Below are 14,683 nucleotides of genomic sequence, written 5' to 3' on the forward strand. Positions count from 1 at the left end.
CCCCGCCCCCCCCCCCCCCCCCCCCCCCCCCCCCCCCCCCCCCCTTTTTTTTTTCAAGCAGAAGACGGCATACGACCTCGCTCAGTGTCTCGTGGGCTCGGAGATGTGTATAAGAGACAGCCCCCGCGGTGAGCACACCCGCCCCGAACCACACCGATAGCTTCGCCACTGTTCCCTCTTCCGGAAAGACCCCGATCGGGAACGGTAACGCGGTGCAGCGCAGGCCGCGCAGGGATTCTCATTGCTAGGTTCAGACCCGGCGTCGAACAAAGGGTGGTCATGGGCGACAGATGGGTCTCGATCCTGCTCGAGTTGATACCGCTGGCGATGGTCATCGCGTTGTCGCCGCTGTCGATCATCCCCGCCGTGCTGGCGCTGCGGTCGCCGCGGCCGCGACCGGCCGGGCTGGCGTTCCTCGCGGGGTGGCTCCTCGGTCTCTTCGCACTCGAATCGGTGTTCCTGTTATTGGCCGGCCTCGTGGGCAACTTCGACAAACCGCCGCCGTGGGCGTCGTGGGTGCGCATCGTCGTGGGCCTGATGCTGCTCGGATTCGCGCTCTACCGGTGGCTGAAGCGCGGTGACGGCCACACCCCGAAATGGATGACGAAACTGACGGGCCTGTCCCCCGCACGGTCTTTCGTCACCGCCGCCGTCCTGGTCGTGGTGAACCCGAAGGTGTTCTTCATCTGCGCGGCGGCGGGTGTCGCCATCGGCACGAGCGGTCTCGGCGTCGCCGGGGCGTGGTCGGCAGCCGTGTACTTCGTCCTGATCGCCGGCTCGACCGTGCTGATCCCGATCGTCGGGTACGCGCTGTTCACCCACCGCCTCGACGCCCCACTGCGGCGGCTCGCCGAATGGATGGAGAAGCAGCACGCCGTCCTCGTCGCCGGAATTCTTATGGTGATCGGCCTCATGGTGCTCTACAAGGGGCTTCACGGCGTGATGTAGCCCGGCGGGCGACGCGGACGGGTAGCGGCGTCGAAGTCTGGGAATAGTCCTGACGTGATGAGCCGACAACGAACCCATGTCCTGATCATCGGCGGCGGATTCGGTGGCTTGTTCTGCGCCCGCCGGCTGGCCAAGGCCGACGTCGACGTGACGCTGCTCGACCGCGCCGCGGGACATCTGTTCCAGCCGCTGCTCTATCAGTGCGCCACCGGCAAACTCAGTATCGGGCAGATCAGCCGTCCCCTGCGCGAGGAGTTCGCCGCCAACGACAACATCAGGACGCTGTTGGGCGAGGCGATCGACCTGGATCCCGCTGCCCGCACGGTGACCGTCCTGCGTCCCGACGAGACCACGTTCACCGTCGACTATGACGTGCTGGTGCTCGCCGCCGGCATGCGGCAGTCCTACCTCGGCAACCAGCACTTCGCCGAGTGGGCGCCCGGGATGAAGACCCTCGACGACGCGCTCGACATCCGTCAGCGCCTGTTCACCGCCTTCGAGATCGCCGAGACGCTGCCGCCCGGACCGGAGCGTACGAGTTGGCTGACGTTCGCGGTGGCCGGTGGCGGCCCCACCGGGGTGGAACTCGCCGGCCAGATCCGCGAGATGGCCGATCGAACGCTGACCAGTGAGTTCCACAGCATCCGCCCCGAGGAGGCCAAAGTCCTGCTGTTCGACGGCGGAGATCGCGTACTGAAGAAGTTCGCGCCGGACCTGGCGCTGAAGGCGACAGACGCGTTGCGCGATCTCGGCGTGGATCTGCACTTCGGTGTTCACGTCACCGATGTGCGCCGCGACGGCATCACGGTGACCCCGAAGAAGGGTGGCGAGGACCGGCACTTCGCGGTGCGCACCGTGCTGTGGACCGCCGGCGTCGAAGCCGTCCCGTTCGCCCGTCACGTCGCGAAGGTGCTCGGCGCGGCGACTGACCGCAGTGGCCGGATCGAGGTGGAGCCCGATCTCACGGTGGCCGGACATCCCGAGATCTTCGTGATCGGCGATCTCGCCGGCCGAGAGGGTCTACCCGGTGTCGCGGAGAACGCCATGCAGGGCGGCTGGCACGCGGCCGGCTGCGTGCGACGCGATCTGGCGGGCAGAGCTCGGCGGCCCTACCGCTACCGCGACCTCGGGTCGGCGGCGTACATCAGCCACCGCAACGCAGTCCTGCAGGTCGGGCCGGTTCGCGTCGACGGGATGCTCGGTTGGCTGGCGTGGGGGCTGATCCACATCGCGTTCCTGACCGGCGTGCGGAACCGGCTCAGCACCGTCACCACGTGGCTGGCCTCGATCGCGCGCCCGGGCCGCTACCACCGGGCTTTCATGCTGGGCGACGTGGACCGTCATGAGCAGAGGTACACGTACTCGAGCTGGGATCCGGAGGGGCCGCCGGTCGACCTGCGGCCGGCGTCGTCGTCCTAGGGCTCGCCTCAGTGCAGGTGCAGGATCCGCACGGTGACGACGTAGAACACCGCCACCCAGAACGCCGTGACCGCGAGCACGAGCAGGATCCCGCGCGCGGTGACCGATGACTCTCGCTGTCCGACACGGGGTTTGAGCCACCACCCGAGCATCGGGTTCACGTAGTACGGCATGGTCACATAGGTCATCGCGAAACTCGACAGCAGGTTGCCGACCAGCAGGCCCAGCCACAGCGGCAGGCCCAGCGGCCGCATCAGCAGACTCAGCAGGACCACGGTGGGATACAGACCCACCCATACGGCGATGGAGGTCCGAAAGCCCGATGGCGGCGGTTCGTCCTTCTCGCCGAAGGAGAACCAGCTGCCGAAGGAGTGGTCGATCTTGCGCAGGCTGAAGTCGCCGAAATCGTCCGCCTCGCCGAGCAGTTCGCGGCGCCGCTCCGAGGTGAGCCAGGCATCGAGATGCTCTGCGGTGTCGAACCGGTAGGAGATGATCCACTCCTCCTGGACGCCGGGGATCGGCCGGAACACCTCCGAACCGCGGAAGCCCGGAAACGCGCTCTCGGCCTCATCGACCCGCTTCTGCCAGGCCAGGAACTCCTCGACCTTGTCCTCGGCGACCCGATGGGTGACGACGACCGTCACCAGCGTGTCGGGTTCCTTGCGGTCCTGCGCGAGCACCTGGACGGTGCCCGGGCCGTCGAAAAGTGGTCTGCCCTGGTCGATCAGGTCCTGCCGGATGGCGCTGTTGAGCCACCCTTGCAGCTGGTTGAGCGAGCGGAACTGGAGGACCGACAGCCAGTCCTCCTGTACGCCGGTCGGCGCCCTGACCTCGGAGCCGACAAAGCCGGGGAAGTGTTCGGCGGCGGCGTTGACCCTCCGCTGCCACCGGCGGTAGTCGTCCTCGCGGCCGGCGTTCAGCCGCTGCCCGATCACCAGGGTCGCCGCGCCGCGCGGCGGTTCGAGGGTCCTCCCGCCCGAACGGGGTTCGGGTATGTGCTGACTCATGGCTCCTGCCGCGGGGATTGGCTTCGCGCAACGGTAGCCGGTCGGCGCAGGTCACACCCCGGTACACGCCAAACCGTCAACCCCGACGAATGGCGACTACCGCCCGACACCGTGCCGTACTGTCGGCGCTCAGCCACTCTTCCGGTCAGTCCCGCCGGACCGCGAAGGATCCGCCATGGATATCAACACCATCACCGAGGTCGTCCGTACACCGAGCGACCCGCCCGGCGCGCAGTGGCGCGACGGTGACGCCTGGCTGGCGGGCGGCACCTGGCTGTTCTCCGATCAGCAACCGGGGCTGCGCCGGCTCATCGATCTCGCGCCGCTGGGTTGGGACGAGTTGACGGTCTCGGCGGCCGGGCTGCGAATCGGCGCCATGTGCACCATCCGCGACCTGCACGCCTTCGCCGCGCCGCCCGAGTGGGCTGCCGCCGAACTCTTCGGAATCAGCTGCGACGCCTTCCTCGCCTCGTTCAAGATCTGGAACGCGGCGACGGTCGGCGGCAACATCTGCATGGCCCTGCCCGCCGGCCCGATGATCACCCTGACCGTCGCTCTCGAAGCGACGTATACGATCCTCGGCGCGGACGGCGCACACCGCACGGTCAACGCCGCCGAGTTCGTCACCGGCGATCACCAGACCATCCTCCGACCCGGAGAGTTGTTGCGGGCCATCGATATTCCGGCCGAGGCGTTACGAAGGCGCGCCACCCACCGACGGTTCACGTTGACCCGCCTCGGCCGCTCCACCATCTTCATGATCGCCACCCAGCGTCCCGACGTCGCCGATCTGCACCTCACCCTCACCGCAGGCACCGTGCGCCCCGTCCGGCTGGCGTTCACGACGCTGCCGTCGACCGACGACCTCCGCGAGCGGATAGACGCACTGCCCGAAGACATCTGGTTCGACGACGCGAACGGCTCACCGGCGCACCGCAGACATCTCGCCCGGCATTTCGCCGAGGAGATCCGCGCAGAGTTCTCCGGCAGTTCCCGATGACGTATACCGTCAACGGCCGGGTGTTCGACGACGAGCCGCGCCCCGGACAGTGCCTGCGCACCTTCGTCCGCTCGCTGGGCTGGTACGGGGTCAAGAAGGGGTGCGACTCCGGGGACTGCGGCGCCTGCACCGTATGGCTGGACGACACCCCGGTACACAGTTGCCTCACCCCGGCGTTTCGCGCCGAGGGCCGCGCGGTCACCACCATCGAAGGACTCGGAACACCGGGCGCTCTGCATCCGATGCAGCGACAGTTCCGCGATGCGCCCGGCTTCCAATGCGGCTTCTGCACCGCGGGGATGATCATGACCGCCGCCGCCCTCACCGACGCACAGCAGCGCGACCTGCCACGTGCGCTGAAGGGAAACCTCTGCCGCTGCACGGGATACCGGGCGATCGGAGACGCCGTCAACGGCGTCGTCGCAATCGAGCAGCCCGCGCCCGGGGCCGCCGTGGGTACCAGCGTCGGCGCGCCCGCTGCCGACGGTGTGGTGACCGGCACCGCGGAGTTCACGATGGACACCGCACTGCCCGGCATGCTGCACCTCAAGGTGCTGGGCTCGCCGCACGCCCACGCCCGCATCGTGTCGATCGACACCACGGCGGCGATGGCCGTGCCCGGTGTGCAGCGTGTCTACACCTGGAAAGACGTGCCGCACCGGCGGTTCAGCACGGCGATTCACACCGATCACCTGGTCGACCCGGACGACACCCTGGTCCTGGACCGCGTGATGCGCTTCGCCGGGCAGCGGGTCGCAGCGGTGCTCGCCGATTCGGTCGCCGCCGCCGAGGAGGGCTGCCGACGGCTCACCGTCGAATACGAGGTGCTGCCCGCTGTCTTCGATCCCATCGAAGCCATGGCCGACGGCGCACCGCAGCTGCACACCTACGATGACCCGTTCGCCCACGACAAGGCGCGCAACATCCTGGTGGAACTGCACGGACGAATCGGTGACCCGGACGCCGGTTTCGCCGCCGCGGACGTCGTCCACGAGGCGACCTACATCTCGCCGCGGGTGCAGCACGCCCACCTGGAGACGCACGGTTCGATTGCGTGGACGGCGGACGGCAGACTCCACGTCCGCACCAGCTCGCAGTCCCCGTCGATCGCGAAACTCAAACTGTCCCACCTGTTCGGCCTGCGGCCGGACCAGCTGCGGGTGTTCTGTACACGCGTCGGCGGCGGCTTCGGCGGTAAGCAGGAGGTGATCTCCGAAGACCTCGCCGCACTGGCCGCGCTCGACACCGGCCGCCCGGTCTGCTTCGAGTACACCCGGGCTGATGAGTTCACCACCGCCTCGCCGCGGCATCCGATGCGCGTCACCGTCCGGCTGGGGGCGACGGCGGACGGGACGCTGACCGCCATCGGCTTCCACAACGTGTCCAACACCGGGGCATACGGCAACCACGGCGGTGAGACGTTGTTCGCCGGTGCGGCAGCGGTCGCCCAATACCGTTGTCCGAACAAGACCTTCGATGCGTGGTCGGTGTACACCAACACCGTGCCCAGCGGCGCGCTGCGCGGTTACGGGATGACGCAACCGACGTTCGCGGTCGAATCCGCGATGCACGAGCTCGCGGTCAAGCTCGGTATCGATCCGCTGGAATTGAGGCGCCGTAACGTCGTGCGACCCGGCGATCGCCTGCTGGCGATCGACGAACATCCCGACGACGTCGCGTTCACCGACGACGGGGTGACCGCGTGTATCGACCTGGTCGACGCCGCGCTACGGCGCAACGACGTCGACCACGGGTTGGGCGAGGACTGGCTCGTCGGCACCGGCGCCGCCAGCTCCATCCACGAGACCGCCCCGCCCACCGAGCACATCTCCGAGGCCTGGGCCACCCTGGCCGACGACGGCTGCTACGAGATCGCCGTCGGCACGGTGGAATTCGGCGAGGGCACCTCGACCGCGCACGTCCAGATCGCGGCGACGGTGCTGGGCACCACACCGTCGCGCATCCGGCTCGTGCAATCCGACACCGACCGCCACGGATTCGACACGGGGGCGTTCGCCAGCGCCGGGCTGTTCGTCGCCGGCAACGCCGTGCAGAAGGCATCGACCGCCCTGCGCGACCGGATCCTGCAGTTCGCCGCCGGCCACGCCGGCGCCGACGGCGCGCTGTGCGCGATCGACGATGACGGGGCCGGGGTCGCGTGCGGTGACAGCAGAATCACCCTCGGCGAGCTCTACGCCGCCGCCCGCGCGCAGGGTGTCCGCCTCACCGAATCCCGTAAGGCCTACGGGTCACCGCGCAGCGTGACGTCGAACGCGCACGGCTTCCGGGTGGCCGTGCACCGGGTCACCGGAGAGGTCCGCATCCTCTACAGCGTCCAGGCCACGGACCCGGGCGTGGTGATCAACCCCGCGCAGGTACGCGGTCAGGTCGAGGGCGGGGTCGCGATGGGCATCGGATTCGCGTTGACGGAGAACTTCCGGATCAGCGCCGACGGGGTGATGCAGAACCCGAACCTGCGCAACTACCGGATCCCCACCTACGCCGACATTCCGCGCACCGAGGTGTTGCTGGTGGAGACGTCCGATTCCGTCGGACCGATGAAGTCCAAGGGCATGGCCGAATGCACGATCAACCCGGTGGCGCCCGCGCTGGCCAACGCCATCGCCGATGCGACCGGGGTGCGCTTCCGCGAGCTGCCGTTCTCCCCCGACCGCATCTATGGCCGGTTGCCTAGCGACCCCCGAGCGGTGTGACCTCGGGTCGGTCCGTGACCACCGCGATCTGCCGGGGCGCCAACGTGGTCGCCTCCGGCGTCGCCCGGGCCAGTGTGTATTTGCGGAGTTTCCCCGCGCCGGACACCAGCAGGTCCGCGCCGGTGGTGGTGCTGCTCGTCGCGACCGCCACTCCCCCGGCGCCCGGGAACGGGTCGAACGACGAGGTCTGTGTGAACGCCACCGTGCTGTCGTGGTGATCGGGGCTCACCGTGTACATCGCCGGAAAGCCGTCCAGCCGTGAGCCGCTCGACCACACGCGCACGGTTCCATCGCCCCCGGCCTGTCCCGTGACGATGCTCTTGGCGCCGCCCTCCTGGCCGGCCACCCAACCGGTCGACAGCGTGACGCCATCCCGATAGGAGTCGTCGAAGGCGAGGAACTCCGACGTCATCTCCGCGGCCCCCGGGTAGCCGCTGTGCTCGTGATCGGTCGTCGCCCGGGCCTGCATCCTGGCCGTCGGGGTGAACAGGTCGTGGCGGAACGTCTTGACCACCGGCCGATCGCCGGGGCCAGGCGCGGTGACGATGCTCTCCCGGCCGGAGGTCATGTCGACCATGCCGGTCGCGAGCGTCACCCCCGAGTGCGAGCCGGGGTACGGGGAGAAGCTGGAGAAGATCTCCGGGGCATCGCCGAGGCGCTGGGGCAGCGTGGTGGAGAAGATCCGTACCTGCGACTCCTTACCGGGGCCGGATCCGACGATGATGTTGGACGCCAACGCGTTTCCGTCGACATCGGCGCCGGCGACCTGGACTCCGCCCCGGAAGTCGGCGTCGAACGGGGTGAACCGCGCGATCTCGTCCCGGAACCGACCGCTCGGCGCCTCCGCTCCGCTGTAGGCGACCACCTGTGGCGCGACGCCTACACCGGTGCCCGCAATGAGATCGAGGATCATGTCGCCGTTCACATCGGCCATCGCGACCGACGGGGCGCCCTCGAACCCGTCGAACGGCCGCACGTCGGCGATCATCCGGTCCCCGTCGGCGTCGTAGATCCGCACCGCTGCCGGCTTACCGTCCCCGCCGGGGATCGCCACGGCGTACGTCGACACCTCGGGGATGACGCTGACCGTGGCCATCAGCCCGTTGTCTTCGTGATTGAGCCGATGGCAGTGGATGACGAATGTGCCGGTGTATCCGGCGAATTGCGTGCGGACCGTGGTCGAGGCGACCTCGAGAGCGACTTCGTTGTCGTCGATCACCGGGGCGGGCACGTTGACGTTGTCCTCGCCCCACATCTGCACGCCGGTCCTGGTGCCGGCGATCGGATTCACGATCTCGGTGACCTGGAAATCGTTGACGTGGATGTGCATCGGATGGGCGTCGTTGTTGTAGTTGACGACCTTCCACTCCTCGACGGAGTTGAGTCTCGCCTGGATCAGCGGGATGTTCGGGAAGGCGTTGTCTGCGAACTGGTACATGATCGACTTCGGATCCGACGTGTTGGCGTACTGGTTGTCGAAGCCGCCACTGACCACGAGTTCGCGCGTGACGTCCGGGGTCATGGCGGAGGTGTCGACGAACGAGGTGTAGGCGCCGAGATTCTGGCCGGGTTCGAAAGCGGTGGTCTGTCCCGCGCCGTCGCCGGATTTGACGGTCAGCAGTGTCTGGACGGGGAAGGTGAAGAACCCGTCGGTGTAGCTGATGTGGTCGGTGTCGACGGTGACTGTGCCGAGCACTCCGCCGGGTTTCGACGTGCCGTTGCCGGTATACAGCACACCGGGATTCACCACCGGCGGCACGTTGTCCTGCCGGGGCAGTTCGAGGACCAGATCACCGGTCTGGGGCATGGTGACCGCGATCGCGTAGCGCGAACCCGGCGGGATCAGCAGCCGGGTGCCGTCACCGTCGACGGGCCGCTGCGCCTGTAGGAAGGGGTTGCCATCCTGGCCCACGACGGTGATTTTCGGCCGGTTGCCGGTGGCGGTCTCGCGTAGCCCGACCGACATGTAGGCGATGTCGCTGAAGTTGCCCAGCACCCAGATCTCGGTCTGTCCGGGGTTCACTGTGAGCTGCGGCTGGAACTGACCGTTGACCGTGTACTGGACGTCACGCAGGTTCTCGGCGAGCCCGGGGTCGGCCGGGACATTCACCTCGGCACTGGTGAAGCTCTGCAGATTGCCGGGCACGAACTGGTTCTGGCCGCGGTGGTTCCGCGGGGAGAGCGGCCCCTGGTACCAGTTGGTCATGTAACGGGTGCCTGCCGGGCGTTCGGCGAGGTTCACCGGCGCCAGACTCGGCGCGTAGCTGCCGTCGGCCAGTTGCGAGTCCTTGGGTGCGACAGCGGTGTTCACCCATTGTGGGCGGGTCAGGTCGATGAGCTGGCGTCCACCGTTGGCGCGGTCGAAGACGTAGTTGTACTGCAGCGCCATGGTCCGCACCGGAACATCGTTCTGCGTCACCAACGGCAGGTTGCCGTCGGGACGCCCGATCTCGAGCATCCCCGCGAGCCCGCGGTAGGTCTGCTGCGCGGTCAGGGTGTGGCGGTGGCTGTGGTACCAGTACAGGCCGTGCGGCATATCGTCGGGCACTGCGTAATCGAAGGTGTTGCCCATCCCGGCCGGGATATCGAGTAACACGTTGTCGGCGTTGCCGTCCGGACTCACGTGTAGCCCGTGGGTGTGCAGGTTCAACGGTGACGATTCGAGCTGCGCCGGATACAGCGGCACGTCGGCGCCGGCACGCGTGTAGGCGGGGTCGTAGTAGTCCTCGATCGTCAGGCCGGCGAGATCGTTGTCGTAGTGGACGATCAGGCGCTCGCCGGGGTCGACGCGCAAAGTCGGCGCGGGATAGGTGTTGTCGCCCCTGGTCGATCCATCCGAACCGGTCCCCTTGAGGAGTTCGTAACCGAAGACCATGAAGTTGGTGACCGGTTCTTTCACCGTGTCGAGGTCGACGGTCGCCTGGTGGGCGGAGAGCCGGACTTCGAGGACGCCGTCGGCGCTGGAGAGTTTCACAGGTTCGCGGTAGGCCGCGGGTTCGCCGTCGGGTCCGGCGTTGACGCCGATCTGCGGCGCCGGTTCGCGGCTCGCGCACGACGTCATGGCCGACACCATCGCCGCGACGACGAGGCATGCCAGAGTCACTGTGGGCTTATTGCGGCGACGGTGCACGCGGCCTCCATGGTTTGCGTCGCTGGCGGAGCCATTCGGCGCGCGAAGGCGACGTTACCGGATGTGGTGATCGACGGTACGACTTTGCCGACAGCGGCCGTTCATCACATCGCGTTGAGCTCCAACTGGATGTTGTCCGGATCGCGGAGCACGCGCTGATACCCGGCGACGCTGGCCTCGACGTCGGTGACGATCAACGAGATGTGCTGCACCCCAGCGATTGTGGGTTCCATACCGTTGCCGACGCGATGACTCCGTCCGCGTGTGCCCGGTCGGCCGACCGAGTCAGATCGTCGTCTCCTGCGCCGAGACTGCCCGCCAGGCGCCGTTCTGCAGCACGAACACATCGGTGAACCGCTCCGTTGCGACCACCGCGTCGTGGGCAACGATGGTGTTGACGCCATGGATCACTGCGGTGCCGCCGTCGATGCGCACCTGTTGCCCGCCGGGGTTCATGGTGAGCCCCTCCGGCGCCGTGTTCCTGATCTCTGCGGCGCGATCGAGGATCTGCCCGTCGGAGGTGATGTGTGTGAACGTCGGGCCCAGGATCTGCTCGACGGTCGCGACGTCACCGGCGGTGATGGCCGTCAGCCAGCGCCGCTCCTGCGCGAGCACGTCCGCGCACGGCCCGACCGCGACGGACAGCGGTTCGCCGGTCCGGATGTCAGCACAAGTGTCGGTCTGCGCCGCCGCGGACGGCGCACCGACGAGGGCGGCGCCGGAGAGTACGACGCCCAGGGCGGTCGCGCCCAGCCGCGACGGTGCCGTCATGCAGGCAGTCAAGCACTTCGGCGCCGGTCAGAATCCCAATTCGCCCGGGTCGGCCGTCAGGTAGCGGGTCACCGTCGGCGCCAGCAGCCGCACCAGATCGTCCCCGGGCAGGGTCGCCAGGGGCGGGATCTCCATGACGTAGCGCAGCATCGCGGTGCCGACCAGCGTGGTGGCCGCGAGCGTCGCCCGCAGGCGTGCGGTCTCGCCGCCGCCGAGCACCCCGGACACCCCGGTCAGCACGTACGTCTGGATGAAGCTGCGGAACGCCTCGTGCGCGTCGCTGTTGGACGTCGCCGACTGCAGCATGGTGACCATGCTGGGTCCGGTGTCGGGAGACTCCCAGATGCGCAGGTACACCCGCACCAGCCGCGTTCCGACATCGCCCTCGCCTTCCGACAGCGCGGTGATGAGCACCTGCGGGTCGATGATCAGCCGCAGCGATTCGCGGAACAACTCGAGCTTCGACCCGAACAGGTACAGCACCATCGCGGGATCGACATGGGCGTCCTCGGCGATGCTGCGCAACGTCGTGCCCCCGTAACCCTGCGCGGCGAATCGCTTCTTGGCCGCGGCCAGTACGGCGTCCCGCGACACCGGTTCACCCTGGCGGCGCCCGCGCCGTCGCACCGTATTCGCTGGTGGAGCCATCTTTCGACCCTATCATTTCATTGGATGTTGAAATCTGCCCCTCTCGGAGTTACGCTCCGCTCAGCAATATTTCAACAATGAATGAAAAGGAGTGGTCCGATGACAACGACGTCTCAGGCCCAGCACCACGCCGCCACCCACGAACCGCCCGTCACCGTCAGAGCCACCGGCATCGTGGTGGTGCTCTGCGCCGCCATCGCCGTTGTCGCGCTGGCGTTCGCGCTGCCGGCGACCCGATCCGCGCCGCACGACGTCCCCATCGGCATCGCCGGTCCGCAGGCCGCCGACGGGCACCTCGCGGACCTGCTCGACCAGCGCGCCCCCGGCGCCTTTGCGGTCACCTACTACCCGGGCGAGGCCGCGCTGCGCGAGGCCATCGCCGACCGTCACGTCTACGGCGGTCTCGCGATCGGTCCCGCCGGCCCGACGCTGCTGATCGCCAGCGGCGCGAGTCCCGCGGTCGCACAACTGATCACCCAGATCGGCGCCGGCATGGCACAGCAGACCGGCAGACCGCCGACGATGGAGGACGTCGCTCCGTTGCCTTCGGACGATCCGCGGGGCGCAGGCCTGGCCGCCAGCGCGTTGCCGGTGACCCTGGCCGGAATCCTGCCGGCGGTGGCACTGCTCTACGCGTTCCGGCGGGAGGTCTGGACCCGACTGGCGACGGCCGTCGCATTCGCGGTCGCCGCCGCCCTGACCATCGCCACCCTGCTCGTCTACGTCCTCGGTTCCGTCGAGCAGAACTTCTGGGGCGTGACGGCCGGCCTGACGTTGGGACTGCTCGGATGCGGACTGCCGATCCTCGGCCTCGGCTCGCTGTTCGGGCGGATCGGGCTGGCGGCCGGCGCGGCGCTGGCGCTGCTGGTCGGCAATCCGCTCTCCGGTCTGGCCGGCGCACCGGAACTCCTGCCCGCCGGCTGGGGCACCGTCGGACAGTGGCTGCCCCAGGGCGCCAACGCCACTCTCCTGCGCTCCACCGCGTACTTCGATGGCGCGGGCGCCACCTCCGCCGTCGCGGTGCTGAGCTGCTGGGCGCTGGCCGGTGCGGCGCTGGTCGCGGTCGCGGCGGTCCGAGACCGCCGCGAAGCCCATTGACAGGCAAGTGCGGACTTGCCTATAACCGGAGGGTGCCCGACGATCCGGACCTGTTCAAGGCACTGGGAGACGCGACGCGACGGATCATCCTGGACGAACTCACCGACCGGGATGGTCAGACCCTGTTCGAGATCTGCGGCCGGCTGACCGTCAAGCACGGTCTGGGCCTGTCCCGCCAGGGCGTCTCGCAGCATCTCGCAGTGCTCGAACAGGCCGGATTGGTGCACACCCGGCGACAGGGCCGGTACAAGTTCCACCACCTCGACCCGTCGCCACTGCGCACGATCGTCGACCGGTGGCCCGTCAACCGAGAGGAACCACAGCCGTGATCCGCATCAACCTCACCAGCGTCCTCGTCGACGATCAGGCCAAGGCGCTGGCCTTCTACACCGACAAGCTCGGGTTCACCAAGAAGACCGACATCCCCACCGGCGACGCCCGCTGGCTCACCGTCGTGTCGAGCGCCGACCCCGACGGCGTCGAACTCGTTCTCGAACCCGACGGCCACCCCGCGGTGCGCCCGTTCAAGCAGGCGCTCGTCGCCGACGGCATCCCCTTCACCCAGTTCGCGGTCGACGATGTCTACGCCGAGGTCGAGCGGCTCAAGGCGCTGGGCGTCGAGTTCGTCCAGGACGCCACCGATCTCGGGCCGGTTGTCACCGCCGTCCTGGACGACACCTGCGGCAACCTCATCCAGCTCGCCGCGATGAAGTGAGCCTCGGACCGGGCGGCACGCCTCCTACACTCGACCCACGTGGGGCTCGACGACGGTGAGGCGCTGGCGGTACTGCGCGACGCCGTCGATCCCCGGCTCGGTTCCGACGAGCTGATCGCCGCGTTCTACGCCCGGTGGTTCGCCACCGATCCCGCGGTACGTGACCTCTTCCCGCCCGATATGGCCCGGCAGCGGGCGGTATTCGCCCAGGCCGTGACGTGGGTGCTCGGCGAACTGATCGCCCGGCGCTCCCAGGAGCCGATCGCGTTCCTCGCCCAGCTGGGGCGCGACCACCGCAAATACGGGGTGACCGCACAGCACTACCAGAGCCTCGGCGAGGCGCTCCACGCCACGTTCCGCAGCAGGCTCGAGAACCGCTGGGACGACCGGCTCGCCGGCGCGGCGCGCGACGCTATCGCCCTGTGCGTCGGCGTGATGAGCGGAGCCGCCGAGGCCGAGGGTGGCCCACCCTTCCGGGACGGCACCGTCATCGAACACCACAGGCTGACGCGCGACGTCTCGCTCATCCGGTTGCAGCTCGACAGCCCGCTGGCCTACCACCCCGGTCAGTACGTGACCGTCCAGGTGCCGCAGTGGCCGCGGCGCTGGCGCTATCTGAGTCCGTCGATCCCGTCCGAACCCGGCGGGGGCATCGAATTCCACGTCCGGTCGGTGCCGGGCGGCATGGTCAGCACCGCGATCGTCAACGAGACCCGGCCCGGCGATCGGTGGCGGCTGTCGAATCCGCACGGCGGCCTCGCGGTCGACCGCGACGGTGGTGATGTGCTGATGGTGGCCGGCAGCACCGGTCTGGCACCGCTGCGCGCGCTGATCATGGACATGACGCGCTTCGGCGACAACCCCCGCGTGCACCTGTTCTTCGGCGGCCGCTTCCCCTGCGACCTCTACGACCTCAAGACGCTGTGGCAGATCGCCTCGACCAATCCGTGGCTGTCGGTCACCCCGGTGTCGGAGTACGCCACCGATCCGCCGTGGGCCCGCGACTTCCCCGACGTCACCCCGCCCCGCGGTCTGCACGTACGGCAGACCGGACGGCTCCCCGAGGTCGTCACCCGCTACGGCGGCTGGGGCGACCGGCAGATCCTGATCTGCGGATCCGCGGCGATGACGACGGCCACCAAAGCGGCACTGACGGCGAAAGGCGCTCCGCCCGAACGCATTCAGCACGATCCCCTGACCGGCTGAGCAGCCCCGAAGCACCCGCGTGCCAGA

The 14,683-nt window shown here is 68.6% G+C and carries 13 protein-coding genes; 8 read left to right on the forward strand and 5 right to left on the reverse strand.

Translation table 11 applies throughout. The features are described from left to right. The first annotated feature begins 279 nt into the window (after positions 1-279). Both A5757_RS16770 and A5757_RS16775 read left to right on the forward strand, forming a co-directional pair. Positions 280-948 carry a GAP family protein gene (locus A5757_RS16770; protein ID WP_066836168.1) on the forward strand — a complete coding sequence of 223 codons (669 nt, stop codon included), beginning with the start codon at positions 280-282 and terminating at the stop codon, positions 946-948. A gap of 57 nt (positions 949-1,005) precedes the next feature. After that, positions 1,006-2,367: an NAD(P)/FAD-dependent oxidoreductase gene (locus A5757_RS16775; RefSeq protein ID WP_066836169.1), complete on the forward strand. Its 1,362-nt coding sequence runs from the start codon at positions 1,006-1,008 to the stop codon at positions 2,365-2,367. 8 nt (positions 2,368-2,375) lie between these two features. Here A5757_RS16775 and A5757_RS16780 read toward each other — a convergent pair whose 3' ends face one another. Next, entirely contained in the window at positions 2,376-3,374 is a 999-nt protein-coding gene (locus A5757_RS16780; protein WP_066836170.1) for an antibiotic biosynthesis monooxygenase, read from the reverse strand. A gap of 175 nt (positions 3,375-3,549) precedes the next feature. Between A5757_RS16780 and A5757_RS16785 the strand changes: the two genes are divergently transcribed. Together A5757_RS16785 and A5757_RS16790 are read left to right on the forward strand one after the other, a co-directional pair. After that, positions 3,550-4,374, forward strand: coding sequence for a xanthine dehydrogenase family protein subunit M (locus A5757_RS16785; protein ID WP_066836171.1), 825 nt, complete (start codon positions 3,550-3,552; stop codon positions 4,372-4,374). Continuing rightward, positions 4,371-7,088 carry a molybdopterin-dependent oxidoreductase gene (locus tag A5757_RS16790; protein WP_066836172.1) on the forward strand — a complete coding sequence of 906 codons (2,718 nt, stop codon included), beginning with the start codon at positions 4,371-4,373 and terminating at the stop codon, positions 7,086-7,088. Before A5757_RS16785 ends, A5757_RS16790 begins: the two co-directional genes overlap by 4 nt. Here the strand turns inward: A5757_RS16790 and A5757_RS16795 are convergent. The 4 genes from A5757_RS16795 to A5757_RS16805 all read right to left on the reverse strand — a co-directional run bounded on the left by A5757_RS16795 (position 7,066) and on the right by A5757_RS16805 (position 11,637). Next, positions 7,066-10,161 carry a multicopper oxidase family protein gene (locus tag A5757_RS16795; protein ID WP_066836262.1) on the reverse strand — a complete coding sequence of 1,032 codons (3,096 nt, stop codon included), beginning with the start codon at positions 10,159-10,161 and terminating at the stop codon, positions 7,066-7,068. The two genes, A5757_RS16790 and A5757_RS16795, sit on opposite strands and share 23 nt — an antisense overlap. Before the next feature lie 161 nt (positions 10,162-10,322). Further along, positions 10,323-10,430 carry a VOC family protein gene (locus tag A5757_RS24040; RefSeq protein ID WP_369815963.1) on the reverse strand — a complete coding sequence of 36 codons (108 nt, stop codon included), beginning with the start codon at positions 10,428-10,430 and terminating at the stop codon, positions 10,323-10,325. Positions 10,431-10,503: 73 nt separating this feature from the next. Next, entirely contained in the window at positions 10,504-10,989 is a 486-nt protein-coding gene (locus A5757_RS16800; protein ID WP_066836173.1) for a nuclear transport factor 2 family protein, read from the reverse strand. A gap of 27 nt (positions 10,990-11,016) precedes the next feature. Beyond that, complete coding sequence (locus tag A5757_RS16805) at positions 11,017-11,637, reverse strand: TetR family transcriptional regulator (protein WP_197497364.1); 621 nt, start codon at positions 11,635-11,637, stop codon at positions 11,017-11,019. Positions 11,638-11,736: 99 nt separating this feature from the next. On the opposite strand from A5757_RS16805, the gene A5757_RS16810 reads away from it, so the two are divergent. From A5757_RS16810 to A5757_RS16825, 4 genes are read left to right on the forward strand one after another with little or no spacing between them, the layout of a single operon-like run. After that, positions 11,737-12,735: a hypothetical protein gene (locus A5757_RS16810; RefSeq protein ID WP_066836174.1), complete on the forward strand. Its 999-nt coding sequence runs from the start codon at positions 11,737-11,739 to the stop codon at positions 12,733-12,735. Between the two features lie 32 nt (positions 12,736-12,767). Beyond that, the gene (locus A5757_RS16815) at positions 12,768-13,064 is read left to right on the forward strand and encodes a helix-turn-helix transcriptional regulator (RefSeq protein ID WP_066836175.1); all 297 of its coding nucleotides are present in this window, start codon (positions 12,768-12,770) and stop codon (positions 13,062-13,064) included. Continuing rightward, a complete protein-coding gene (locus tag A5757_RS16820; RefSeq protein WP_197497367.1) occupies positions 13,064-13,450 on the forward strand; it encodes a VOC family protein in 387 nt (128 codons plus the stop codon). Before A5757_RS16815 ends, A5757_RS16820 begins: the two co-directional genes overlap by 1 nt. Before the next feature lie 39 nt (positions 13,451-13,489). Continuing rightward, entirely contained in the window at positions 13,490-14,656 is a 1,167-nt protein-coding gene (locus A5757_RS16825) for an FAD-binding oxidoreductase (RefSeq protein ID WP_066836181.1), read from the forward strand. Positions 14,657-14,683: the final 27 nt, after the last annotated feature.

Origin of the sequence: Mycobacterium sp. 852013-51886_SCH5428379 (assembly GCF_001665575.1) — a bacterium.
Lineage (GTDB): Bacteria > Actinomycetota > Actinomycetes > Mycobacteriales > Mycobacteriaceae > Mycobacterium.